Genomic DNA, 24264 nt, shown 5'->3' with positions numbered 1-24264 from the left:
TTCTCGGGGGGGGGCGCGCCCTGTTTGGTTCTGGGTTTTGTTTTGCCCCCGCTCGGGGGGGGGGGGGTGGTTGGGGGGTTTTTTTTTTATAACCCCGAATCGCCACTCACGACTACGGTGACCAAGCTCGGTACTTTCGCGTGACCGGCTGGACGACGCGTGTGACCAGGCGGACGACACGCGCGACCGGGTCATTCCGCCAGTTTGATCGCGATTCCCACGGTCCGGTCCTTCGGCCCCCGCAGCCTGCTGAAGAACATCGTCACCTGCCCGGTGATCCCGTACTTCCGCGCGATCACCTTGCGCACGCGGTCGGTCTCGTCGAGGTCCAGCAGCCGCGCCTCGCCCGCGACGACGTCGCCGTGGGTCTTGGTGCCGCGGAGGTCGCAGGCCTGGACCTCGACCCGGCCGCTGTTGCGGATGCGCTTGACCTTGCCCGCCTTGCGCTCGGACCAGAGCACCAGCTCGCCACCGTCGCCCGCCGCCCAGACCGGTGTCGGCACCGGGGTGCCGTTCTTGCGGAAGGTGGTCAGCATGACGTACTTCTCGGCGGCGATCCGCTCGAACTCCGATCCCATGGGGAGAGCTTAAGGCGTCCGGCGCCGCAACGTGGCCGCGCCGAGGACCAGCGCGGCCAGCGCGCACGCCCCGACGACGAGCAGGTTCCGGATCAGCGTCGCGTCCACGGCGCCCGAAGTGGTGACACGGGTGAGTGCTTCGACGGCGTACGAAAGCGGCATCACGTCCGAGAGCCGGTTGAGGAGCCAGCCCATTTCGCCGCGTGGCACGAACAGCCCGCACAGCAGGATCTGCGGCAGCACGAACAGCGGCATGAACTGCACCGCCTGGAACTCCGTCCGCGCGAACGCGCTCACGAACAGGCCGAGCGCCATTCCGAGCAGGGCGTCGAGGACGGCGATGAGCAGCAGCATCCCGATCGAGCCGGCGATGTCGAGGCCCAGCCAGGCCAGCGAGATCCCGGCCGCGACGCCGACCTGCACGATCGCGATCGAGCCGAACGCGATCGCGTAGCCGACGAGCAGGTCCAGCCTGCCGATCGGCAGCGTCATCAGGCGTTCCAGCGTCGCCGTGGTGCGCTCGCGCAGCGTGGTGATCGAGGTGATCAGGAACATGATCAGGAAGGGGAAGACACCGAGCAGTGCCGGGGCGATGCGGCTGAACACCGCCTCGGAGTTGAAGACGAAACGCAGCAGCACCATCAGCAGTGACGGGACGACGATCAGCATCGCGACGGTGCGCGGATCGTGCCGGAGCTGCAGCAGGATGCGGCGGGTCGTGGCCAGGGTCAGTGCGGGATTCACGACGCCACCTCGCTTTCCCGGACCAGCCGCAGGAACGCCTGCTCCAGATCGGTCGTCCCCGTGCGTTCGCGCAGCCCGGACGGGGTGTCTTCGGCGAGGATCCGGCCTTCGCGCATGAGCAGCAGGCGATCGCATCGCGCGGCTTCGTCCATGACGTGGCTGGACACGAGCAGTGTCGCGCCGCCGTCGGCGAGACGGCGGAACAACGCCCAGAGTTCATCGCGGAGCACGGGATCCAGGCCGGCGGTCGGTTCGTCGAGGACGAGCAGTTCGGGTTTCCCGAGCAGCGCGACGGCGAGGTTCACACGGCTGTGCTGGCCACCCGACAGGGAGCCGACCAGTTTGCCGGCGTGGTCCGCGAGCCCGACCTCGTCGATCACCCTGTCCACATCGGACATCGGTGCGCGGAGCACGGAAGTGAAGTAGCGCAAGGCTTCCGTGATGGTGAGGTCGGCGTAGACGGCGGGGTTCTGGGTGGCGTAGCCGATCAGCCGCCGCGACGGCGGGCTGCCCGCGGGGTGGCCGAGCACGGTGACTTCGCCCGCCGCGACGATCTGCACGCCGACGATCGCGCGCATCAGCGTCGTCTTGCCGCAGCCGCTGGGCCCGAGCAGGCCGGTGATCCGGCCGCGCGGCGTCTCGAATCCGATGTCCCTGACGACCTCGCGGCCGCCGCGGACGACCCGCAGGTCCGTCACGGAGAAGCACGCGTCAAGAGGGCGTGGTTCAGGACAACCGGGCGGCGATCCCCGGATAGTCGACGACCAGCAGGTGCTCGTCGTAGTTCAGCACGCAGGAGAAATCGAAGACCGGTGCCGTGTAGGCGAAATCGCGATCACCGATCCGCTGATAGCGCTGCTCCAGCCGTTCCACGGCGAGCTCACCGGCACGGACATACGCGGCGGGCGCCTCGGCGGTGGCGCCCAGCGCGAGGCCGAGCCGGTGCACCGGCAGGGTGTTCGTCATCGACGACGACTCCAGGTCCACATCGAAACAGCCGTCGAGCCGCGGATCCGGGACGCCGTCCACTCGCCATCGGCCGTCGCCGTCCGCTTCGAGCACCGTGCGGCGGGAGCCCCCGGACGAGCGGCCGGAGATCTCCGCCCGCCTCGTCCGCCAGGCGGCGTCGACGGTGATCGCGTACTCGACGAACCAGGATTCGCCGTCCTCGACCGCCGTCGTGGCGCCGCTGATCCGCCACCCGCCTTCGTGTCCTTGGAAGAACGCGACCTCGAAGCCGCTCCTCGCGTCCTGATGACGCCAGCTCGCCGCCGCCGGAAGGTTCACGGCACCAGGACGAGCTTGCCCCGCACGTGACCCGCCGCGCTCTCGTCCTGCGCGGCGGCCGCTTCGGCGAGCGGATAGACGCGGGAGATCGGCAGGGTGAGCTTGCCTTCGGCGGCGAGCGCGGCACCGTCGGCCAGCGAGCCGGGGACCTGCTCCGCCGGAGATCCCGACGTGAAGCGGACGCCGTGGTCGGCCGCGTCCTGCGCGGCGATGGTGATGACCCGCTCCGGGCCGCCGGTCAGCTCGACGAGCCTGGAGAGCGAGTGTCCAGAAGCGTCGAAGGACGCGTCGACGCCCTGCGGCGCGACGGCGCGTACGCGATCGACGAGCCCTTCGCCGTACTGCACCGGAACGGCGCCCAGCGAGCGCAGGTAGTCGTGGTTCGCTTCGCTCGCGGTGCCGACGACGGAGAGCCCTCGCGCGACGGCCAGCTGGACCGCGACGGTGCCGACACCACCCGCGGCGCCGTCGATGAGCAGCGTCTCGCCCTCTTCGAGGTCCAGCAGGTTGAGGGCGCGATAAGCGGTGTTGACGACCGCGGGCAGCGCCGCGGCCAGCTCCCAGGAGAGCGACTCGGGCTTGCGGGTCAGCTTCGCCGGATCCGCGAGGACGTACTCCGCGTACCCGCCGTTGCCGGAGCCGAGGACCTCGTCGCCGGCCGCGAAGGCGGTGACTCCCTCGCCGATCGCGTCGACCACGCCGGAGAGGTCTCCGCCGGGGACGGCGGGGAAGGCCGCCGGGAACACCTCGGCCATCAGCCCGGCCCGGATCTTCCAGTCGATCGGGTTCACCCCCGCCGCCCGGACGGCGACCCTGACCTGGCCGGGGCCGGGTTCGGGAAGCTCCCGTTCGAGCACGTGGAGGACTCCGGAGTCGCCGTATTCGGTGAACGCGATGGAACGGTAGGTGTCCGTCATGCCGTCGACAACCGTCGCCCGCCCGCCCCTATTCCGGCGCTTTCCCGAACCAGCTGTAGTCGCCGGGGACGATCTGCACGCTGTCGGCGATGTCGAGCAACGTGGCCTGATCCCGGTTGCCCGAAACGGCGAGCCACCGCCCGCCGTCCACCTGCACGGCGACCGTGCCGTTCTGATGGCCGAGCGCGCCTTCGCGTTCGGGGAGGAAGAGGCCGTCACGGCCCTTCACCTTGACGGCGACCGGTTCCGCGCCGTCCGGTTCCGGCCGGTCACCGGTGAGCGACGCCGTCACGACCGGCGCCGAAGCCGGCTGACCCGCCTGAGCGGCCTCCAGCTCGGTCGCGCCGCCGCTGATCTTCATGAACGTCTTCACGCCCGACAGTTCCAGGCCGTCGGGCAGCCGTCCGAACCGCAGTTCTCCCGAGACCCGGGCGCGGTTGTCCGAGACCATCTCGTCGGCGATCCGCTCGCCGACCGCGCGCGGGTCCTTGACGTTGAGCAGCCTCATGGTCAGCAGGTAGACGTTGTCGGGCGACCAGGTCAGCATCATCCCCTGGCCGTAGACCTCGACGGCCATGCCGACCTTTCCGTGCACGATGATCTGGTTCGGCGCGGGCGCGATCGTCCACGGCCCGGACCGTTCGTCGCTCAGCGGCGTGCTGGTCAGCTGGATCTGGCCGGAATCGCCGCCGCTCCATTCCCGCGTCTGCGGGGCGGGATACGGTCTCGCGCTCCGTGTCGTCTCCTTGAAACCGTCGGGCAGCCAGCCGGGTTTGTACGGCAGCAACGCCCAGTCGGCGTTGCGCTGCGCGGCCGGGGGGACCGCGGTGAAGGCCCGCAGGCCCAGCGGCACCCCGAGCGCGATGATCGCGACCGCCGCCGCGACCAGGGCCAGTGCCATCGTCGGACGGCTTCGCGACGGTTGAGTCAGCGCTTCGCGGATCTCGGCCCCGTCGGGCGCCCGCGTCGCCAGCTGTTCGAGGCTCTCCCGGATCAGGTTCTCGGTGTTCTCTTCACTCAGTCGGGTCATTTGCGGGCTCCCGTGGGCTGAACAGACGGGGACAGCTCGGTTTCCCGCAGCGTCGCGAGCGCGCGCGAGATCTGGCTGCGCACGGTCGACGTCGCGCAGCGGAGCACCGCGGCGATCTCCTCGTCGGAGTAGTTCTCGTAGTAGCGGAGGACGATCGCGGCGCGTTGTTTGCGCGGGAGCTTCGCGAGCCTGTCGAGCATCGCGTCGCGTTCGTCGTACTCGACGGCGTGATCGGAGACCGGCGGGCTCACCAGATCGAGTGCCTCCGGCGACGACGGCACCACCCGGCGGACCGCCAGGCGCCGCCGCCACGACAGGTACTCGTTGGTCACCATCCGGCGGACGTACGTCGGCGGCGAGTCGATCCTCTGCCAGCGTTGCTGAGCGCGCAGCAGCACCTCCTGCACGATGTCCTGCGCCAGGTACGGATCGTCGGTCAGGACGGTCGCGTAGCGCAGGAGCCCGTCCAGGCGATCCGCGACGAACTCGTCGAAGGTCGCAGGCACGTGGTCCCCCTCAGCCGATGGTCTCGCTCTATAGACGCACGAGACCATCGTGCTGATGCACCGGGGGCGGAACTTTCCCGGTGAACGTGATCACCGCACGGCGGTCTCCAGCCGGACGAAGGCGAACCCGGTGGTCGCGAGCTCCTGACCCGAGGGGCCGGTGGCCGCCGGACGGCGTTCGCCGTCGTGCACCACCAGTAGGCCGTGCGGGAACAGCGGGCCCAGCGGCCGGGTGGTGATCGCGGCGCCGTCGGAGTGCTCGACCGAGTCGGTGCCGCGTCCTGCCACGATCCGGAAGTCGCGACGCGGGGTGCCGGCGCGGTCGTAGACCACGAACCGCGAGTCGCCCTGGCTCGACGCGAGCAGCTTGCCGTCCGCCAGCGCCAGTCCTTCGGCGTCCGCGGTCAGCCACTTGCCGCCGAAACCGGGGTCGGGACCGTCGGCGACGCACTCCTCGGTGGCTTCGTCGAAGCGCTGCGGCGCGCCGAACGAACGCACCTTGTCGATCAGCTCGGGGCGGCCGAACCCGGCGCCGTTCACCGGGATGCGCCAGATCCCGACGTCTTCCTGGGCGGTGTAGAGCACGCCGTGCTCGGCGTCGAGCACGGAACCCTCCAGCTGCGGGCGCTCGTCCGGTTCGCCGCACGGCGACCACGTCGTCCCGTTCGGCAGCCGGAACTCCGACGGCAGGTCGACCGTGCCGATCGGCGCCGTGCCGACGGTCCCGCCCGGTTTGTCGACAAGTCGCAGAAGCGCCACGCGGGTCTCGTGCCGCCGGGTCACCGCGACCCAGCGCGCGCCGGTGCGCGGGTCGCGTCCGGCGGTGAGCCCGTACGCCGTCCGCTGTTCGTCCACTTCGGACTCCGACGCGGAGAAAACCGGTGCGGCGGCAGGATCCGTGACGTCCCGAAGCACTCGCGATCCCGCCGCGGCACCCGCCGGGTCGATCCGGTAGACGCGCACGCGGTCCCGGCCGCGGTCGCTCACCACCGCGAGATCGCCGACGACGTCGACGTTGTTGAACCGGCCGCCCGCGGGTACGTCGAGCTGCTGCAGCTGCCGCGCCTTCAGGTCGAACGCGGCCAGCCCGCCCTCCTTGAGCGTGCCGAGCACCACGCTGGCCGAAGGGTTCTTCGGATGGACCCAGATCGCCGGGTCGTCGGCGTCGGCGTTCGCCGGGGCCGCGCCCACGTCGTCGACGAACGCCCTGGTCTGGGCCACGGGTGAGGGATCGGTGCTCGCTTCGGCGGGTGCCCCGGTGAGCAGGGAGACCGCCAGGAGGGGGACGAGGGCGATGCGCATCCTCGGGAAGCTAGCCGCGCGGAGTGTCCGGCCGGTGAACGCCGTCGGTCAGGTAGTACTGCGCGACCGGCGCCAGCATCGCGACGACCTCGTCCTCCGACGCGGAGACGAGCGGCGGGAGCCCGACGACGTAGCGCAGCAGCGCGAACCCGACCATCTGCGCGGCTATCCCCGCCACCCGGACCTTCGGCACGCCGCGCGCCTCGGCGACCCGCGCCAGCACCGCCCGTTCCAGGAACTGCCGCATCATGGACGCGACCTGCTCGTTGGTGGTCGCCGACCGGATCATCGCCAGGAACGGCGCCCGTCCCTCCTCCGCCTGCCACAGGCCGAGGAACGCGCGGACGAGACGTTCGCCGATTTCGTCCTCGGGGCCTTCGAGGATCCGGGGGACCAGTTCGCCGGGGTCGACCGGCAGGTTCATCGACGCGGCGAAAAGCCGCTGCTTGGTGCCGAAGAAGTGGTGCAGCAGCGCGGCGTTGACCCCCGCGTCGGCCGCGATGCCGCGGACGGTCGCCCCGTCGTAACCCTGTTCGGCGAACCTGCGCCGCGCCGCCTCGAGGATCTCCTCCCGCGTCTCGGTCTGCCCCGGCCGCCGCCCCGCCTGTGCCATTCCGCGAGCTTAGAACGCCCTTGACTACGCTTGTCCCCATGTCAGTCGCAGTCAGGGTCATCCCGTGTCTCGACGTCGACGCGGGCCGTGTGGTGAAGGGCGTCAACTTCGCCGACCTGCGCGACGCCGGCGACCCCGTCGAGCTCGCCCGCCTGTACGACGCCGAAGGCGCGGACGAGCTCACGTTCCTCGACGTCACGGCGTCCTCGGGGGACCGCGAGACCACGTTCGACGTCGTCCGCCGGACCGCGGAGCAGGTGTTCATCCCGCTCACCGTCGGTGGCGGCGTCCGCACGAACGACGACGTCAACCGGCTGCTGCGCACGGGCGCGGACAAGGTGAGCATCAACACGGCGGCCATCGCGCGGCCGGAGTTCCTGCGCGAGGCGTCCCGCCGGTTCGGCGCGCAGTGCGTCGTGCTGTCGGTGGACGCCCGCCGCGTCCCCGAGGGCACCGAACCGACGCCGTCCGGATTCGAGGTGACCACGCACGGCGGCCGCCGCGGCACCGGGATCGACGCCGTCGAGTGGGCCGCGCGCGGTGAGGAACTCGGCGTCGGCGAGATCCTGCTCAACTCGATGGACGCCGACGGCACCAAGAACGGCTTCGACCTCGAACTCCTGACCCGGGTGCGCGCGGCCGTCCGCGTCCCGGTGATCGCCAGCGGCGGCGCCGGCGCGCTCGACCACTTCCTGCCCGCCGTCGAGGCAGGCGCGGACGCGGTGCTCGCGGCCAGTGTGTTCCACTTCGGACAGTTGAAGATCGGCGAGGTCAAGAACGCCCTGCGCGCCGGGGGAGTCGTGGTCCGGTGATGACGGACAAGTGGAAGGCCTCCACGGAGGTCAAGGTCGTCTGCGCGCTGCTGCTCGGGCTCGGTCTCGCGTACGTCGGGATGGCCGCGGTCCTCATGTTCGCGCCGTATTCCTCGGCGCGGACGTTCCTGCTGCCGGGAACGTCGGTGGTGCTCGGCGGTCTCGTCGTGGCGGGCCTGGTGCTGAAGATGCGTTCGGCGCGGTTCGCCGGTTTCGGCGTCAGCTTCCTGTTCGCGTTGCTGCACGCGCTGTCCATGCTGGCGGCGGAACTCTTCTGGGTGAAGATCGTCTCCGGGATCCTGTTCGCCGGGTACATCTACACGGCGGTCCTGCTCAACTCGATGCCGGTGAAACGGCACCTTCTCGGAGTCCAAGAATGACGCTTGACCCCGCCCTCTCGGATCGCTTGAAGCGCAACGCCGACGGGCTGATCGCCGCCGTGGTCGTCGAACACTCCACGTCGGACGTCCTGATGATGGCGTGGATGAACGACGAGGCGCTGGAGCGCACCCTCACCACCCGGCGCGGGACCTACTATTCGCGCAGCCGCAAGGAGCTGTGGGCCAAGGGCGAGACCTCCGGCCACGTCCAGCACGTGCGCGAGGTGCGGATCGACTGCGACGGCGATACCGTCCTGCTGCGCGTCGACCAGACCGGCCCCGCCTGTCACACCGGCACGCACACCTGCTTCGACACCGACGAACGGCTGCTGCTGGCCGACGAGAGCGAGAACCCGTGAATGTCGTCGCCAACGTCCTGGTCGGCATCGTCGCCCTGATCCACCTGTACATCGTCGTGCTCGAAATGTTCCTGTGGACGACCCCGCGGGCCCGCGCCGCCTTCGGCACCAGCGAGGAATTCGCGAAGGAGAGCGCGCCGCTCGCGGCGAATCAGGGGCTGTACAACGGTTTCCTCGCCGCCGCGCTGATCTGGGGCCTTTTCGCGACCGGCGGCACGGCTTGGCAGTTCAAGATCTTCGGCCTGGCGTGCGTGATCGTCGCCGGGCTCTACGGGACGGCGACGGCGAGCAAGCGGATCTTCTTCGTGCAGGTGGTCCCCGGCACGCTGGCGTTGATCGCGGTGCTGATCGCGGGCTGATCAGGACCTTGACCTGCTCCCCGGTCCCGGTACGGACGGATCCTTGATCCTGCTCACTTGAACGTCCGGCGAGCGTTCGCGGTTGCCTTGGCGCGAGAAAGAACTCGTCGCCGGGAAAGCCCCGGTTTCCCGATTAACCTCAGCGCATGAAACCGGGGAGAGGGAAGAGAAGATCGGCTGCGAGCGGCCGTCCGAGACGACGTCGGCACGTCGCCGGGCGGCCGTTGTCCGCCGCGGATGTCGACGTCGTCAAAAGCGTTGCCGCGCAGACGGTGCACGAAGAAGTGGCCTCCCCGCTGATCTGGAAACTGTCCCGGTTCGAGAACAGGGCGATGGCTTTGACGGTGTTCTGGTTGGGTTTCTTCGTCCTCTGCCAGATAGTCGCTGACAAGTCCGGCTACGAGGTGCTGGTCCCGTTGTCCTTGGTGGCCTTCTTGGGCTTCCCGGCGTCCTCGTACGCCGCCTGGCTCTGGAGCGAACGATATCGCTCGGCATCGAGGACGGGCTTGCGTGAGGCGAAGGCGACAGTGCGGCCGGGCTGGCCGTTCCCCGAGATCGACCTGTATTTCGAAGAAGGCTACAAGTTTCTCGCCACGCGATGGTCGCTGAGGATCGCTCCCCGCTTCGAGGGATTCGAGAAAGTCCCGGTCTTCGTCGGCGGCGAAGGAACGGACATGATCGTGATCTTCCCGCGCGGACGCTTTCACAAGGACACGCTCCACACGGTTCCCGTCAAGGAGATCGAGCCGGACACGGACTGAACCGAGGGTTCGGCGTGCTCGGACGGACGACGCGTGTGATCAGACGGACGACACACGTGACCGGAGGGACGACTCGCGGCAGGGTCCGGCTCAGTCGATGTCCCCGGTCAGGTACCGCTGCACCGTCGGCGCGATCGCGGTCACCAGCGGCTCGATGTCGCTCGACGCCATGGGCTCGAACTTCGCGACGTACCGCACCAGCCCCATCCCGACCAGTTGCGACGCGCAGAGCGACGTCCGCAGTTCGACGCGGTCGGAGCCCAGCCCGGCGATGACCTTCGTGAAGAAGCTCTGGAAGAAGCTGCGCAGCACCAGCGCGGCCTGCTCGTGCCCGGCGACGCTGCGGACGAGCGCCTGGAACACTTCGCCGCCCGCGCCGTCCCAGCGGGTGAGGAAGGTCCGCACGATCCGGCGGCCGAACTCGTCGTCGGGGCCGTCCTTCAGTTCCGCGAGGAGTTCGTGCGGGTCGAACGGCAGCTTCAGCACGGCCTGGGCGAACAGCCCCTCCTTGCTGCCGAACCAGTGGTTGACCATCGCCGCGTCGACCCCGGCGCGGGTGGCGATCACGCGCACCGTCGCGCCGTCGAAGCCGCTCTCGCCGAACACCGCGCGCGCCGCTTCGATCAGCGCGGTGCGGGTGTCCTGCCCGCCGGGACGCCGTCCCCGGCGCCGGACGGTAGTGTCTTCACCAGCCATGGCGTCATCATGAACGGACCGGGCGCGAAATTCAACAATCCTTGAATTCATCCCCCCGGTCCCGCCCGTCCGGCGGTTGCAGCACAATGAGCGACATGGTCAGCGCCGCAAACGCCAGCCCGTCGGGGCTCGGCTCGGTCAGCCCTTCGCGCGACGAGTTCCGCGCGCTCGCCGAGGGCCGTCGCGTCATCCCCGTTGTCCGTCGCGTGCTCGCCGACGGTGAGACCCCCATCGGGGTCTACCGCAAGCTCGCCGCCGACCGGCCGGGGACGTTCCTGTTCGAATCGGCGGAGAACGGCGCTTCGTGGAGCCGATGGTCGTTCATCGGCGTCGACAGCCCCGCCGCGCTGACCGTGCGTGACGGTCGGGCCGTCTGGACCGGCACCCCGCCGGTCGGCCTGCCGACCGAGGGCGACCCGCTCACCGTGCTGCGCGAGACCGTGGCCGCGCTGCACACCGAGCAGCTGCCCGGGATGCCGCCGCTCACCGGCGGCATGGTCGGCTACATCGGCTACGACGCCGTCCGCTGGCTCGAACGCCTCCCCGAGCTCGCCGAGCGTGACCTCGACATCCCCGAGCTCACCATGCTCCTGGCGACCGACCTGGCCGCCTTCGACCACCACGAGGGCACGGTCACGCTGATCGCCAACGCGGTCAACTGGGACGACTCGCCCGAGCGCGTCGACGCCGCGTACGACGACGCCGTCGGGCGCCTCAACGCGATGACGAAGCAGCTGCACGTCGCGGCCCCGGCCACGGCCGCCGTCTTCGACCGTCCCGCGCCCGAGTTCACGCGCCGCCGCTCGAAGCCGGACTTCCACGCCGCCGTCGAGAAGGCCGTCGAGGCGATCAAGGCGGGCGAAGCGTTCCAGATCGTGCCGTCGCAACGCTTCGAGATCGAGACGCAGGCCGACGCGCTGGACGTCTACCGCGTGCTGCGCACGTCCAACCCGAGCCCGTACATGTACCTGCTGCGCCTGGACGGTTTCGACATCGTCGGATCCAGCCCCGAGTCGCTGGTCACCGTGCGGGACGGCCGCGCGACCACGCATCCGATCGCGGGCACCCGCTGGCGCGGCGCCGATCCGGAAGAGGACGCGCAGCTGGCCAAGGACCTGCTCGCGGACGAGAAGGAGCGCGCCGAGCACCTGATGCTCGTCGACCTCGGCCGCAACGACCTCGGCAAGGTCTGCAAGCCCGGCACCGTGCGCGTCGTCGACTTCTTCGACGTCGAGCGCTACAGCCACGTCATGCACATCGTGTCCACGGTCACCGGCGAACTCCTCGACGACAAGACGGCGTTCGACGCCGTCGCCGCCTGCTTCCCGGCCGGAACGCTCTCGGGCGCGCCGAAGGTCCGCGCGATGCAGCTGATCGAGGAGCTGGAGCCGACCCGCCGGGCGCTCTACGGCGGCGTTGTCGGGTACCTCGACTTCGCGGGCGACGCCGACACGGCGATCGCGATCCGCACCGCGCTGATGAAGGACGGCACCGCGTACGTCCAGGCGGGCGGCGGAGTCGTCGCCGATTCGGTGGCCGACTACGAGGACAACGAATCGCTCAACAAGGCCCGCACCGTGCTGTCCGCCGTCGCCGCGGCGCAGACGATGATCGCGGCGGACGAACTCGACCCGGCGGGTGACAGCACTCGTGTCTGAAGCCCCGAAAAGCGAGGCCCCGGAAACCGCCGCCCCGGCGGCGAAGAAGGCCAAGCGTCCACTGTGGATCGCCGTGGTGGGCCTGCTGCTGGGCGCGGTCGCGCTGTGGGGATCGTCGCAGCTCGTGTGGTTCGCGGAGTTCCGCGACGGCGGGGTGCGCGGCACCATCGTGTACACGGAAATCGGTTCAACGCGGGCGATCGCGCTGATTCCGCTCGCGCTGCTGGCGCTGGCGGGTACGGCGGGGCTGATCGCCACCGGTGGCTGGCCACGCCGGGTGCTCGGAGTGGTACTCGCCGTGGCCGGTGCCGCGGCGGTGTGGATCGGCGTGGCGGACGGTCCGTTCACCGGATTCGCCGACGGACTGCCCGTCGCCCAGATGCTGGGAGCCCGCGGGCTGGCGATCCTCGGGGGAATTCTCGTGGCCGCCGGCGGGTTGGCAGCCATCAAGGGCGCGGGCCGGATGCCACGCCTCGGCGCGAAGTACTCGGCGCCGGGGGCGAAGAAGCGGGCCGCCAAGGATCCCGAAACCGAGCTGTGGGAGGCGCTGTCGGAAGGCGAAGATCCCACCGCGACCCGGTGACGGCGGCGGATTTCGCGGGTTTCGGGGATCTTTCCCGGCAAAGATGACACGGTTGGCATTCGGAGTAACGGACATACCCGGAACCAGACCGTATCCGTGCGGGGGTTAGCATCGTTTCGGCGGGAAGGGGAAGGTTTTTGTGAGCGACCTTGCGAAGGAATCCGTGAGTACGACAGCCGGTGAGGGACTCCGGTGAGCGTGCTCGAAGACATCGTCGCCGGTGTCCGTGCCGATCTCGCCGAGCGCGAGGCGGTTCTGCCGTTCGACGAATTGAAGAAGCGTGCGACCCAGGTCGCACCTCCCCGTGACGTGCTCGCGGCCTTGCGCGAGTCCGGCATCGGCGTCATCGCCGAGGTGAAGCGGCGCAGCCCCTCCAAGGGCGACCTGGCCGAGATCCCGGATCCGGCCGCGCTGGCGAAGGACTACGCCGACGGCGGGGCCCGGGTCATCAGCGTGCTGACCGAGCAGCGGCGGTTCGGCGGTTCGCTCGCCGACCTCGACGCGGTCCGCGCGGCGGTCGACATCCCGGTGCTGCGCAAGGACTTCATCGTCAGCCCGTACCAGGTCCACGAGGCGCGGCTGCACGGCGCGGACATGGTCCTGCTGATCGTGGCGGCGCTGGAGCAGAACGCCCTGATCGCGTTGCTGGACCGCGTCGAATCCCTCGGGATGACCGCGCTGGTCGAGATCCACAACGCCGAAGAGGCCGACAAGGCGCTCGAAGCCGGCGCGAAGGTGATCGGCGTCAACGCCCGCAACCTGCACACCCTCGAGGTCGACAGGGACGTCTTCTCGCGGCTGGCCCCCGGCCTGCCGATGGACGTCTTCAAGATCGCCGAGTCCGGTGTCCGCGGCCCCGGCGACCTGATGTCCTACGCGGGTCACGGCGCCGACGCCGTCCTCGTGGGCGAAGGGCTCGTCGCTTCGGGTGACCCGAAGGGCGCGCTGGTCAAGCTGGTCACCGCCGGTTCGCACCCCGCTTGCCCGAGGCCTTCTCGATGAGCGTGGAGTACACCGAAACACCGCACGGCGAGCACGACCCGGACGGCCGGGGCTACTACGGCCCGTACGGCGGCCGGTTCATGCCCGAGGCCCTGATCGGCGTCGTCGACGAGGTCGCGGCCGAGTACGACAAGGCGCGGACCGACCCGGACTTCGTCAACGAGTTCCGTCGTCTGCTGCGCGAGTACGCGGGCCGCCCGTCGCTGCTCACCGAGGCCAAGCGCTTCGGTGAGCACGCCGGCGGCGCCCGCGTCTTCCTCAAGCGCGAGGACCTGAACCACACCGGTTCGCACAAGATCAACAACGTGCTGGGCCAGGCGCTGCTCACCAAGCGGATGGGCAAGAAGCGGGTCATCGCCGAGACCGGGGCCGGGCAGCACGGCGTGGCCACCGCCACCGCCTGCGCGCTGCTGGACCTGGAATGCGTCGTCTACATGGGCGAGGTCGACACCGAGCGGCAGGCGCTGAACGTCGCCCGCATGAAGCTGCTCGGCGCCGAGGTCATCCCGGTGAAGACCGGCTCGCGCACGCTCAAGGACGCGATCAACGAGGCGCTGCGCGACTGGGTCACCAACGCCGAGGACACGCACTACCTGTTCGGCACGGCGGCGGGCCCGTACCCGTTCCCGATGATGGTGCGGAACTTCCACAAGATCATCGGCGAGGAGGCCCGCGCCCAGATCCTGGAGCAGGCCGGACGCCTGCCGGACGCCGTCGCGGCCTGCGTCGGCGGCGGATCGAACGCGATCGGCATCTTCCACGGCTTCATCGACGACCCGTCCGTGCGGCTGGTCGGTCTCGAGCCGGGCGGTGAGGGCATCGACGGCAACCGTCACGGCGCCACGCTCACCAAGGGCACGCCGGGCAACCTGCACGGCGCGATGACGTACCTGCTGCAGGACGAGGACGGCCAGACCGTCGAGTCGCACTCGATCTCCGCGGGCCTCGACTACCCGGGCGTCGGCCCGGAGCACTCGTGGCTCAAGGACAGCGGCCGCGCCGAGTACCGGCCGGTGACCGACGCCGAGGCGATGGACGCGTTCAAGCTGCTTTCGCGCACCGAAGGCATCATCCCGGCGATCGAGTCGGCCCACGCGCTGGCCGGCGCGCTGGTGCTCGGCCGCGAACTGGGTCCCGAGGGCCTGATCATCGTGAACCTGTCCGGTCGCGGCGACAAGGACATGGACACGGCCGCGAAGTACTTCGGCCTGGTGGAGAACGCATGAGCGCCCTGGACGACATCTTCGCCAAGACCCGGGCCGAGGGACGCGGAGCGCTGATCGGGTACCTCCCGGCGGGCTTCCCGACGGTCGACGGGTCGAAGGATCTGCTGGCCGCGGTGGTCGACGGCGGCGCGGACCTGGTCGAGGTCGGCGTGCCCTACTCGGACCCGGTGATGGACGGTCCGACGATCCAGGCCGCCTCGGTGAGCGCGCTGTCCGGCGGGTTCAAGCTCAAGCACCTGTTCGAGGTCGTCGAGTCGGTGTCGGCGCGCGGCGGCAAGGCCGTCGTGATGACGTACTGGAACCCGGTGCACCGCTACGGCGTCGACCGCTTCGCGCGTGACCTCGCTTCGGCGGGCGGGCTCGGGATGATCACCCCGGACCTGATCCCGGACGAGGCCGACGAGTGGATCGCGGCCTCCGGCCAGCATGGTCTGGACCGGATCTTCCTGGTCGCGCCGTCCTCCTCGGAGGAGCGGATCGCGAAGACCGTCGCGGCCGCTTCGGGCTTCGTGTACGCCACCGCGGTGATGGGCGTGACCGGTGCCCGTGACCAGGTCGGCGTGCACGCCGAGGACCTGGTCGAGCGGACCCGCGCGCATACGGAGCTGCCGATCGGCGTCGGCATCGGCGTCCGGTCCGGTGAGCAGGCGGCGCAGGTCGCCGGGTTCGCGGACGGCGTCATCGTCGGCTCGGCGCTGGTGACGGCCGCGGCGAGCGGGACCGACGCGGTCCGCGCTCTGTCGGCCGAACTGGCCGAGGGTGTGCGAAAGACCGTCGCCCCCGCTTGATCTGACGTGGGCTGAAGGGCCCCTTCAGCCCACGTTCAGTGCCGCCACCGCTGCGCCTCGGTGACCTCCTTCGCGCTCGCGCCGGCGAACCGCTCGATCTCCGCCCGCCGCACGTCCACGAGCGTCGTCGCCAGGGGAGCGCCGAACGCGGCCGCCAGGTCCTGGTCCGCTTCGAACGCCGCGACGGATTCCGCCAGGCTCACCGGCAGCCGTTCGATCCCGCGCGCGGCGCGTTCGGCGTCGGTCAGCGACCCCGGATCCACGTCCACCGGCTCCGGCAGCGAAGCCTCCTCGTCGGCACCGGCCATCCCGGCGAACAGCAGGGCGGCGGCCAGCAGATACGGATTCGCGGTCAGGTCGAAGCATTTGACCTCGAGGTTCGCCGCCGAATCCCGGTTCCCGGCGACCCCGCGCACCAGCCGCAGCGGCGTCTCCCGGTTCTCCAGCCCCCACGCGGCGTACACCCCGGCCCAGTGGTGCGGTTCCAGCCGCAGGTAGCTGACGACCGACGGCGCCCCGACGGCGAGCAGCGCGGGCAGCCGCCGCAGGATGCCCGCGCCGAACGACTCGGCGATGCGCGTCAGCCCGAAAACCCTTTCCCCGCCGGAGAAAAGGTTCCGAGGACCGTCCCAGACACTCAAATGCACGTGTCCGCCGTTGCCGACGCCGGCGGGCGCGAACTTCGGGGTGAAGGACGCCTTCAGCCCGTGCCGGTGGCTGAGCGCGCGGATCGTCTCCTTCGTCAGGACGGCGACGTCGGCCGCGCGCACCGGATCGGCGGCCGCGACGGACAGTTCGAACTGCCCGTCGGCGTACTCGGGGTGGATCTGCTCCACGCCGACGCCCTGTTGGTCCAAAGTGGACACGAGGGCGCGGAGGTAGTCCGCGTGCTCGGAAAGCCGGGCGTAGCCGTAGGCCGGGCCCGCGGTGGCCGACGTCGGATCGTCCAGGGCGTCGGCGGTGGTGACCACCCATTCGATCTCGAAGCTCATCAGCGCCCGGTGCCCGCGCGCGGCGAGCCGGTCCACCGCCGTCGCCAGCAGTGCGCGCGCGTCCTGCGGATGCGGCTGGCCCTCCTGATCGAGTTTCGTCACCGGAGCCCAGGCCCAGCCGGGCTGGCCGGCGAGCACGGTCAGCGCGTCGAGATCCGGATGCAGCCGCAGATCGCCGACCGGTCCGAGGGAATGCTCGCCCCCGGTGATGACGTCGTCGTAGCCGAAGAAATCGAAGCAATTCGAAGCACCGACACCCCACGCGGCGGCTGACGGCAGTTTCCGCAGGGGCACGGCCTTGACCCGGGCGATCCCGGCGTTGTCCACGAAGGTCAGGGCCACGAGCTCGACACCCCGGGCCCGGAGATCCCCGGTGAGGGCGGTCGCGCGGGCGGTCAGTGCTTCCCGGTTCACCATGGTTCCCCATCCTGGCCTCATCGCGGGCCCCTTGCCATGCCCGGATCCGGCCATAGGGTGAGGCCGCACTCGTCGATCACGAGAAGGGACGCGCTCATGCCGGGACCCGGGATCCTGCCGTTCGTGGCCGAGACGCGGCTGGTGGATCACCACTGCCACGGCGTCGTCACCGGCGACCTCGGCCGGATCGAGTTCGAGCAGATGCTCACCGAGGCCGACACCGTCTCGTCCTTGGGCACGACCCTGTTCGACTCACTGATCGGCCTCGCGGTCCGGGCCCGCTGCGCCCCGATGCTGGACCTGCCGCCGCACGTCCCGGCCGAGGTCTACCTGGCCCGTCGCGCCGAACTCGGCGCGGCCGAGGTCAACGCGCGATTCCTGCGTGCCACCGGCACGACCGAGTTCCTGCTCGACGGCGGTTTCCTGCCGGACACGCTGACCACGACCGAGCAGTTCGCGCAGCTGTCCGGGGCCCGCGCGCGGGACATCGTCCGGCTCGAACAGGTCGCCGAAGCGGTGATCGTGTCCACCACGGCGGCCGGATTCGCCTCGGCCTTCGCCGGGGAGCTGGCGAAACGCGCCACGACGGCGGTGGGGTTCAAGTCCATCGCCGCCTATCGGGTCGGCCTCGACCTGGCGGGGGAGCGGCCCACGGACGCCGAAGTCACCGAGGCGGCCGGCCGCTGGCTCGCGCGGATCGAGGCGGGCGAACCGGTCCGGCTCGCGGACGAGGTGCTGCACCGGTTCCTCGTCTGGACCGGGATCGACCTGGCCCTGCCGATCCAGGTCCACGTCGGCTACGGCGATTCCGACGTGGACCTGCATCGCTGTGATCCGCTGCTGCTCACCGGCCTGCTGCGGGCGACGCGGTCACACGGGGTGCCGATCATGTTGCTGCACAACTATCCCTTTCACCGGAACGCCGCGTATCTGGCGCAGGTCTTCGAGCACGTGTTCATGGACGTGGGTCTCGCGACGCACAACGTCGGTCACCGTGCGCCCGCGATCATCGCGGAGACGATGGAGATCGTGCCGTTCGGGAAGCTGCTGTTCTCCACGGACGCGTTCGGGCTGGCCGAGCTGTACCACCTCGGCACCGCGCTGTTCCGGCAAGGACTGTCGGACTTCCTGTACGCGGGGCTCACCGCGGACGTACTGTCCGAAGTGGACGCGCATCGGATAGCGGCGCTCGTGGGCCGTCGCAACGCCGAACGGGTGTACGGGCTGGAGGGGACATGACGGAACTGGACGAACTGCAGGACCGGTGGGAGGCCGCCGTCGCGGCGGAACTGCCGTCCGCGATCGCGCTGCGGCACCGGGTGCACGCCGATCCCCGCGCGTCGGGGGACGAGGAGGACACCGCGCGGGTCCTCGTCGAGGCACTGGGAGCCGGCGAAGGGGTCCTGGTCGCCAAGACCGGGCGCGCCGTGCTGTTCCCCGGCACCGGCCCGGGCCCGGCCGTGGCGCTGCGCACCGAACTGGACGCGCTGCCGGTCACCGAGCGCACCGGGGTCCCGTGGGCCTCGGAGACGCCGCTGATGCACGCGTGCGGGCACGACGTGCACATGGCCGCGCTCGTCGCCACCTGCTGCGCGGCGGCCGCCGTCGGCGTGCCCCGGCCGCTCGTCGCGCTCCTGCAGCCGCGCGAGGAGACCTCGCCGTCCGGCGCGCTCGACATCGTCGACTCCGGCGTGCTCACCGAATACGGCGTCGAGGCTGTCATCGGCGCGCACGTCCAGCCGCGGCTCGCGGCGGGAGTGGTGTCGGCGGTGCCGGGCCCGGTCAACGCCTCCACCGACGAGTTCGACGTCGTCGTCCGGGGCCAGGGCGGGCACGCCGGGTACCCGCACCTGTTGCGCGACCCGATCCTCGCGCTCAGCCAGATCGTGGTGAGCCTGCAGCAGCTCGCGAGCCGCCGGGTCGACCCGGTGTTCGGCGCGGTCTGCTCGGTCGGCCGGATCGAGGCGGGGCGGACGGCGAACGTCGTGCCGAACGAGGCCCGCCTGTCGGGCTCGCTGCGGCTGATGCGCGCCGAAGACCGCGACCTCGCGCTGGAGGGGCTCGCCGAGATCGTCCACGGCACCGCGAAGGCGCACGGCTGCCGCGCGGAACTGGAGATCAGCCCGTGCGAACCGGTGTTGCGCAACGACGCCGGTCTCACCCAGCGCGCGCACCGGCGGCTCGTGCGGGCAGGGGCGGGCGTGGACACCGATTTCCGGTCGTTCGGCGCCGACGACTTCGCGCACTACTGCGGGGCGACGCGCGGGCTGATGATGTTCGTCGGTCTTGGCGACACCGCGGGCGCGCCGAGCCTGCACGATGAGCTGTTCCTGCCACCCGACTCCGCCATCCGGCAGGTCGCGTCGGCGCTGATCGCAGGCTATTTGGCCGCCGTCGAGGGCTGACGCTCCCCAGAAGTGGATGAAGCGCTACGGTGGCCTCCGTGAATACCGCCTCGGCAGCGTTCCTCGCGACCATCCCCAGCCCCGACCAGGGCGTCTGGCATATCGGGCCGGTCCCGATCCGGGCGTACGCCTTGTGCATCATCGCCGGCATCATCGTGGCGATCTGGCTGGGCGAGCGGCGCTGGGTGAACCGCGGCGGCACGAAGGGCACCGTCATCGACGTCGCCGTCTTCGCGGTGCCGTTCGGCCTGGTCGGCGGGCGGTTGTACCACGTGATCACCGACAACCAGCTGTACTTCGGCGAGGGCAAGAACCCGCTCAACGCGCTGAAGATCTGGGACGGCGGCCTCGGCATCTGGGGCGCGATCGCGCTCGGCGCCGTCGGCGCGCTGATCGCCTGCCGCCGCCGGGGGATCCCGCTGCCCGCGATGGCGGACGCGCTCGCGCCGGGGATCGTGATCGCGCAGGCGATCGGGCGGCTCGGCAACTACTTCAACCAGGAGCTCTACGGCGCGCACACCGACCTGCCGTGGGGCCTGGAGATCTACCAGCGCATCAACGTGGACAACCCGGACGACTTCCTGAACGGCGTCGCGATCGGGCACATCCCGCTGGCGGACAGCCCGGTGCACCCGACGTTCCTCTACGAGCTGATCTGGAACCTCGGTGTCGCGCTGGTGGTCATCTGGGCGGACAAGAAGTTCCGCCTCGGTCACGGCCGCGTGTTCGCGCTGTACGTCGCCGGGTACACCGCCGGCCGGTTCTGGATCGAGATGATGCGGACCGACTCCGCGAACCACATCCTGGGCCTGCGGGTGAACGTGTGGACCTCGATCCTGGTGTTCGCCGCGGCGGTCGTGTACTTCGTCCTCGCCGCGAAGCGGGGGCCGCGGGAAGCGCCCGAAACGTTGTGGAGCAAGGACGTCCCCCGGGAAGACGAGTCCGCCGAAGGGACCGGATCGGGGGAGAGGGCCGCGGAGGACTCGCCCAAGGACGAGGCGCACGCCGAGGTCGCGGCGGCTCCGGACACCGTGCGGGACTCGGCCGCGGACAAGGCGACCGAGGACCCGAAGCCCGACGCCGAAAAGTAGCCGTCCGTGGCGTGTTTGAACCCGGATCACGTGTGTGTCCGGCCGGATCTCGCGTGATCAGAGACGGAACTCGCGTGATCAGGCACGGAACACCTGGTGCGGGCTCCAGTCACGCGAGTTCCGGCTTCAATCACGCATGTTCGCCGTGGGAGCACGCTCGACTGACCCGGCGCTCGGTACCTCAGGGAGAGACCAGGCCCCGCCCCGTCACCAAAGGCAGGTCCAGCGCGGTCAGCAGCCCGGGCGGAGCCGCCACCACCGCCGGGACCGCGTTCACCAGCCGCATCGCGGTCGCCTTCAGCCCGGCCGTGTTGTGGTCGCCGTCGGTCCCGACCAGGCGCAGGTCCAGCTCGTAGTCGGGCTCCCCGGTCACCTTGACGCGGTAGCAGCCCTGCCCGCTCGGCTGTGGCCAGTCCGGGCCGAGGTCGCCCCGCAGGCGCGTGACGTGCTCCAGCACGCACACCGCCCGCCCGCCGCGCATTCCGCGCACCTCGAACCGCAGTGCCGCCGCCGTACCCTCCTTGATCGTCCCGGAGGCGATCTCGAAGGTCTCCGGAGCCGGAAGCCGTTCGTAGACCTCTTCGACGGAGTCGAGTTCGACGTCCAGCCCGGCCGCGAGCTGCCGCACGACGCTGCCCCAGGCCAGTGAGAGGACCCCGGGCTGCAACAGCAGCGGAAGGTCGTCCATCTCCCGGCCGAAGCCCATGATCTCGAACAGGACCTTGCCCTGGTCGTACGTCGAATAGTCGAGGATCTCCATGCACCGGACCTCGTCGATCCGTTCGCACACGCCGGTGAGCACCAGCGGCAGCCAGTCGTTCGCGAAGCCGGGGTCGATGCCGTTGACCCACAGCGAAGCACCGCCTTCGCGGGCGGCCTCGCGGATCGGCTCGATCATCTCCGGCGGGACCACGCCTTCGGGGTACTGGAGGAACACCGGACTGCTGGACACCACGTTGATACCGGCGCGCAGGAACCGTTTCAGGTCCTCGACGGCTTCGACGAGCCGGTCGTCGGCCATCGCCGTGTAGAGCACGCAATCCGGCTTCAGCGCGATGAGCGCGTCCGCGTCGGTCGTCGCGGAGACCCCGAGCTGGCGGCCCAGCCCGGCCAGCTCCCCGGCGTCCTTCCCCGCCTTGGCCTCACTCGAAACCCAGACCCCGGCGAGGTCGAGATCGGGGCGCGCGGCTATCCCGGCCAGCGCGTGACGGCCGACGTTCCCGGTACTCCACTGGACCACGCGCACGGCGTTCGCCTCCTACAGATCGGGCAGGCCCAGTTCGAGGTTCGGGGCCTGCAGTCCACCGTCGACTTCGATGATCTTGCCGGTGACGTACCGGCCCGCGCCCGACGCCAGGAAAACGACGGTGGCCGCGATGTCCTCGGCCTCGCCGATCCGGCCCAGCGGGGTGGCGGCCTCCATGCGGCCTCGCAGCTCGTCGTTGCCCACCACCACTTCGAGCGCGGACGTCGCCACCGAGCCGACCGAGATCGCGTTCACGCGCACCTTCGGCGCGAGATCGGCCGCCGCGAGCCGGGTGTAGTGCGCCAGCGCGGCCTTCGCCGTCCCGTACGCGGCGAAACCCCGGCCCGCCACGCGGCCCATGACCGACGAGATGTTGACGACCGACCCACCCGTCTCCACTAAGGACGGTGCCGCCGCGACGGTCAGCGCGTGCGCGGTGGAGACGTTGAAGCGAAAGGCTTCTTCGAGGAATTCACCGCTGGTTTCCAGCAACGGCCGGGGATAGGTGCCGCCGATGTTGTTGACCACCAGGTCCAGCCGTCCGAACTCCGCGGTCGCGATCCGCGCCAGCTCCCCGGCGGCGGCCGGGTCGCTCAGATCGGCGGGGACCACGTGGGCGCGCCTGCCGGTGGCGGCGATCCGAGCCGCCACCTCGGTGAGCTGGGCTTCGGTGCGCGACGAGATCACCACGTCGGCGCCGGCCTCGGCGAGCGCCACGGCCGTCGCCGCGCCGATCCCGCGTCCGGCGCCGGTGACCACGGCGACCTGGTCGGTGAGCCGGAAACGGTCCAGGATCATGCGCGGAACTGTAACACGTTCTAGTGGGCTGGCCGGCTGTTCACGGAGAACGTGTGGTGACGGCCGGGGCGGTCTTCTCCTCCACCGGTCCTTCCCAGCGTTCGGAGGTCCAGCCTTCGCGGGTGCGGCCCGAAACGACCAGATAGGTCCACGGCTCTCTCGGGATCACCGTCGTCGTCGCCTTGCCGTCCGGCCCGGCCGGGACCACGACCTCGCCGGTCCAGCCGAAGTCGTAGACGTACTCGACGACGCCGGGCATCGCGCCCGGGGTGAAGTCGAGCCGCAGCGGCTTGCCCACCGCGACCTCCTGGGCGTCGAAGGTGACGCCAGGCTGCGATGGTGTGGCCACGATGCCGTATGACCCCGCGGGCCCGATGTTGCCCGCCTTGTCGACGCCCCACGCGCTGAAGGTGTCGAACTCCCGCTTCGGCGCGTATCGGGCGGTCGCGACGCCACCAGGGCGATCCGCGGCCACGTAGCCACTGCTGGTGCTGAACCCGACGATGTCCTGATCGCCCTTGGCGTCGATGGTGAAAGTGCCCGGGATGCCCACGGCGCCATGGCGTTCACCGCCGGGTGGGTAGTCCGCCGACGTCACCACGGGCTCGGTCACCGGGCGCACCCGGTCGACGACGAACGAGCACGGCGCGCCGGCGGGTCCGGTCAGGGCGCCGTCGACGCCCTGCATCGTCCACTGGTAGACGCGCCCTTCGGTGATGAAGTCGGCCGGGAGCGCGAGCCGGGCGCCGTGCGGCGAAGGGGTCGCGGAATCGGGGCCCACTTCCCGCCGGTTCGCGGGTTCGCCCGCGGGCCAGACCGTCACGCGGCCGGAGACCGAGGACTGGTCGGGATCGCGGATCAGGCCGGTGACCTCGACGGGGTCGTCCGCCGTGTACACCGGATCCGCGCCGCAGGGCTTGAGGCCGACGCGCAGATCGGTCGGGACGGCCGGAGGCCGGTTGTAGTCGAGGTACAGGTGCAGGCGGTTCTCGACGCGCCTGCCGTAGGCCGGATCGAACTGGCGGTTGTCCGGCATGCGCAGCACGAAGGACACCGAATCCTTGCCCGCCGCGAGCGCGTCCGTGATCGCCCGCGTGGCGTCCCATTCGACGCGGTTCCACAGGCAGTCGCCCAGGGCGCCCGGGCCGGGGAGCTTGGCTCGCTCCTTCGGCTGACGCAGCCAGGTCGGCGCCGTCGCCTCGTCGGTGACCCACAGTTCGGTCGCTCGCGGTTTGGCGCAGTTGTTCGCCGCGGTCTCGGTCGCGTAGGCCTCCGCGTAGCCGATCGTGGCGCCGCGGTACGGGCGCAGGTCGAAGGTGAAGTACGCCTTCGACGCGTGGAACCCGCGGTCCGTCCAGGCGCCGACCGGGACGTCCTTCCCGTTGCCGGTGAACGTCTTCGCCGGGGCGGACACGTCACTGTGGACACCGGGAGCGGAGGCGGCGGTCTCCGACGTCGCCAGCGCGGGCGTGGCCGCCGGCAGCGCGGAAAACGCCACGACGGCGGCTCCGAGCATGGCGGATCTTCGGACGAAGCTGATCATCGAGCCCCCAGGTGAAGTGATGGTTTCACTGGATTGTCGATCCCGGGGCGTGTCAGGTTGCCGTGAAGTATCGAATGGGGCCGGACGGAGTAGTATCCGTGGGCGTCCGGAGTGACCAGTGTCGCCTCACCGTGTCTCGTGACATCCCGGTACAAGACATATACTTAGCGG

The 24264-nt window shown here is 70.4% G+C and carries 27 protein-coding genes; 13 read left to right on the top strand and 14 right to left on the bottom strand.

Annotated elements, in window-relative coordinates; translation table 11 throughout:
- Window positions 1-191 precede the first annotated feature (191 nt).
- From AB0N89_RS04565 to AB0N89_RS04525, 9 genes are all read right to left on the bottom strand, one after another.
- The gene (locus AB0N89_RS04565; RefSeq protein WP_364200140.1) at window positions 192-578 is read right to left on the bottom strand and encodes a PPOX class F420-dependent oxidoreductase; all 387 of its coding nucleotides are present in this window, start codon (window positions 576-578) and stop codon (window positions 192-194) included.
- 9 nt (window positions 579-587) lie between these two features.
- Window positions 588-1322 (bottom strand): ABC transporter permease, encoded by a 735-nt coding sequence (locus AB0N89_RS04560; RefSeq protein ID WP_364200138.1) that lies wholly within the window; start codon window positions 1320-1322, stop codon window positions 588-590.
- On the bottom strand, window positions 1319-2020 hold the full coding sequence (locus tag AB0N89_RS04555) for an ABC transporter ATP-binding protein (protein ID WP_364200136.1): 702 nt from the start codon (window positions 2018-2020) through the stop codon (window positions 1319-1321). The genes AB0N89_RS04560 and AB0N89_RS04555 overlap by 4 nt, the downstream gene beginning before the upstream one ends.
- A 28-nt stretch (window positions 2021-2048) precedes the next feature.
- Complete coding sequence (locus AB0N89_RS04550; protein WP_364200134.1) at window positions 2049-2609, bottom strand: putative glycolipid-binding domain-containing protein; 561 nt, start codon at window positions 2607-2609, stop codon at window positions 2049-2051.
- Entirely contained in the window at window positions 2606-3526 is a 921-nt protein-coding gene (locus tag AB0N89_RS04545) for an NADP-dependent oxidoreductase (protein WP_364200132.1), read from the bottom strand. The genes AB0N89_RS04550 and AB0N89_RS04545 overlap by 4 nt, the downstream gene beginning before the upstream one ends.
- A gap of 28 nt (window positions 3527-3554) precedes the next feature.
- Entirely contained in the window at window positions 3555-4556 is a 1002-nt protein-coding gene (locus tag AB0N89_RS04540) for a hypothetical protein (protein ID WP_364200130.1), read from the bottom strand.
- Entirely contained in the window at window positions 4553-5062 is a 510-nt protein-coding gene (locus AB0N89_RS04535) for a SigE family RNA polymerase sigma factor (protein ID WP_364200128.1), read from the bottom strand. Before AB0N89_RS04535 ends, AB0N89_RS04540 begins: the two co-directional genes overlap by 4 nt.
- 90 nt (window positions 5063-5152) lie before the next feature.
- On the bottom strand, window positions 5153-6364 hold the full coding sequence (locus tag AB0N89_RS04530) for a phytase (RefSeq protein WP_364200126.1): 1212 nt from the start codon (window positions 6362-6364) through the stop codon (window positions 5153-5155).
- Window positions 6365-6374: 10 nt separating this feature from the next.
- Window positions 6375-6977 (bottom strand): TetR family transcriptional regulator, encoded by a 603-nt coding sequence (locus AB0N89_RS04525; protein ID WP_364200124.1) that lies wholly within the window; start codon window positions 6975-6977, stop codon window positions 6375-6377.
- A 38-nt stretch (window positions 6978-7015) separates the two neighbouring features.
- Here AB0N89_RS04525 and hisF point away from each other — a divergent pair, with 38 nt between their 5' ends.
- The 5 genes from hisF to AB0N89_RS04500 all read left to right on the top strand — a co-directional run bounded on the left by hisF (window position 7016) and on the right by AB0N89_RS04500 (window position 9648).
- Window positions 7016-7789, top strand: coding sequence for an imidazole glycerol phosphate synthase subunit HisF (gene hisF / locus AB0N89_RS04520; RefSeq protein WP_364200122.1), 774 nt, complete (start codon window positions 7016-7018; stop codon window positions 7787-7789).
- Entirely contained in the window at window positions 7789-8169 is a 381-nt protein-coding gene (locus AB0N89_RS04515) for a hypothetical protein (protein ID WP_364200120.1), read from the top strand. The genes hisF and AB0N89_RS04515 overlap by 1 nt, the downstream gene beginning before the upstream one ends.
- Window positions 8166-8528, top strand: a complete 363-nt coding sequence (hisI, locus tag AB0N89_RS04510) for a phosphoribosyl-AMP cyclohydrolase (RefSeq protein ID WP_020630317.1) — start codon at window positions 8166-8168, stop codon at window positions 8526-8528. Before AB0N89_RS04515 ends, hisI begins: the two co-directional genes overlap by 4 nt.
- A complete protein-coding gene (locus AB0N89_RS04505; RefSeq protein ID WP_364200118.1) occupies window positions 8525-8887 on the top strand; it encodes a DUF1304 domain-containing protein in 363 nt (120 codons plus the stop codon). The genes hisI and AB0N89_RS04505 overlap by 4 nt, the downstream gene beginning before the upstream one ends.
- A gap of 146 nt (window positions 8888-9033) precedes the next feature.
- The gene (locus tag AB0N89_RS04500; RefSeq protein WP_364200116.1) at window positions 9034-9648 is read left to right on the top strand and encodes a hypothetical protein; all 615 of its coding nucleotides are present in this window, start codon (window positions 9034-9036) and stop codon (window positions 9646-9648) included.
- Between the two features lie 90 nt (window positions 9649-9738).
- On the opposite strand, the gene AB0N89_RS04495 is transcribed toward AB0N89_RS04500, so the two are convergent.
- Window positions 9739-10344, bottom strand: a complete 606-nt coding sequence (locus AB0N89_RS04495; RefSeq protein ID WP_364200114.1) for a TetR family transcriptional regulator — start codon at window positions 10342-10344, stop codon at window positions 9739-9741.
- Between the two features lie 95 nt (window positions 10345-10439).
- On the opposite strand from AB0N89_RS04495, the gene AB0N89_RS04490 reads away from it, so the two are divergent.
- The 5 genes from AB0N89_RS04490 to trpA all read left to right on the top strand — a co-directional run bounded on the left by AB0N89_RS04490 (window position 10440) and on the right by trpA (window position 15601).
- Window positions 10440-12002, top strand: coding sequence for an anthranilate synthase component I (locus AB0N89_RS04490; protein ID WP_364200112.1), 1563 nt, complete (start codon window positions 10440-10442; stop codon window positions 12000-12002).
- Window positions 11995-12585, top strand: coding sequence for a Trp biosynthesis-associated membrane protein (locus tag AB0N89_RS04485; RefSeq protein ID WP_364200110.1), 591 nt, complete (start codon window positions 11995-11997; stop codon window positions 12583-12585). The genes AB0N89_RS04490 and AB0N89_RS04485 overlap by 8 nt, the downstream gene beginning before the upstream one ends.
- A 192-nt stretch (window positions 12586-12777) precedes the next feature.
- Complete coding sequence (trpC, locus tag AB0N89_RS04480; protein WP_020630310.1) at window positions 12778-13587, top strand: indole-3-glycerol phosphate synthase TrpC; 810 nt, start codon at window positions 12778-12780, stop codon at window positions 13585-13587.
- Entirely contained in the window at window positions 13584-14813 is a 1230-nt protein-coding gene (trpB, locus tag AB0N89_RS04475; protein WP_364200108.1) for a tryptophan synthase subunit beta, read from the top strand. Before trpC ends, trpB begins: the two co-directional genes overlap by 4 nt.
- A complete protein-coding gene (trpA, locus tag AB0N89_RS04470) occupies window positions 14810-15601 on the top strand; it encodes a tryptophan synthase subunit alpha (protein ID WP_364200106.1) in 792 nt (263 codons plus the stop codon). Before trpB ends, trpA begins: the two co-directional genes overlap by 4 nt.
- Window positions 15602-15636: 35 nt before the next feature.
- On the opposite strand, the gene AB0N89_RS04465 is transcribed toward trpA, so the two are convergent.
- Entirely contained in the window at window positions 15637-17010 is a 1374-nt protein-coding gene (locus tag AB0N89_RS04465; RefSeq protein WP_364200104.1) for a glutamine synthetase family protein, read from the bottom strand.
- 96 nt (window positions 17011-17106) lie between these two features.
- On the opposite strand from AB0N89_RS04465, the gene AB0N89_RS04460 reads away from it, so the two are divergent.
- Genes AB0N89_RS04460 through lgt form a run of 3 tightly spaced genes read left to right on the top strand, consistent with a single transcriptional unit; the run spans window position 17107 to window position 20506 of the window.
- Window positions 17107-18249, top strand: coding sequence for an amidohydrolase family protein (locus AB0N89_RS04460; protein WP_364200102.1), 1143 nt, complete (start codon window positions 17107-17109; stop codon window positions 18247-18249).
- Window positions 18246-19415, top strand: coding sequence for a M20 family metallopeptidase (locus AB0N89_RS04455; protein WP_364200100.1), 1170 nt, complete (start codon window positions 18246-18248; stop codon window positions 19413-19415). The genes AB0N89_RS04460 and AB0N89_RS04455 overlap by 4 nt, the downstream gene beginning before the upstream one ends.
- Window positions 19416-19444: 29 nt before the next feature.
- A complete protein-coding gene (gene lgt, locus AB0N89_RS04450) occupies window positions 19445-20506 on the top strand; it encodes a prolipoprotein diacylglyceryl transferase (protein WP_364200098.1) in 1062 nt (353 codons plus the stop codon).
- Between the two features lie 181 nt (window positions 20507-20687).
- Here lgt and AB0N89_RS04445 read toward each other — a convergent pair whose 3' ends face one another.
- Genes AB0N89_RS04445 through AB0N89_RS04435 form a run of 3 tightly spaced genes read right to left on the bottom strand, consistent with a single transcriptional unit; the run spans window position 20688 to window position 24093 of the window.
- Window positions 20688-21752, bottom strand: a complete 1065-nt coding sequence (locus AB0N89_RS04445) for a diacylglycerol kinase (RefSeq protein WP_364200096.1) — start codon at window positions 21750-21752, stop codon at window positions 20688-20690.
- A gap of 12 nt (window positions 21753-21764) precedes the next feature.
- A complete protein-coding gene (locus AB0N89_RS04440) occupies window positions 21765-22550 on the bottom strand; it encodes an SDR family oxidoreductase (protein ID WP_364200094.1) in 786 nt (261 codons plus the stop codon).
- 40 nt (window positions 22551-22590) lie between these two features.
- A complete protein-coding gene (locus AB0N89_RS04435; protein ID WP_364200092.1) occupies window positions 22591-24093 on the bottom strand; it encodes a hypothetical protein in 1503 nt (500 codons plus the stop codon).
- Between the last annotated feature and the right edge of the window lie 171 nt (window positions 24094-24264).

It is taken from the genome of Amycolatopsis sp. NPDC089917 (assembly GCF_040684635.1).
Taxonomy (GTDB): Bacteria; Actinomycetota; Actinomycetes; order Mycobacteriales; family Pseudonocardiaceae; genus Amycolatopsis.
Note: the sequence above shows the minus strand (reverse complement) of the source record. Positions and strands in the feature narration are given on the sequence as shown.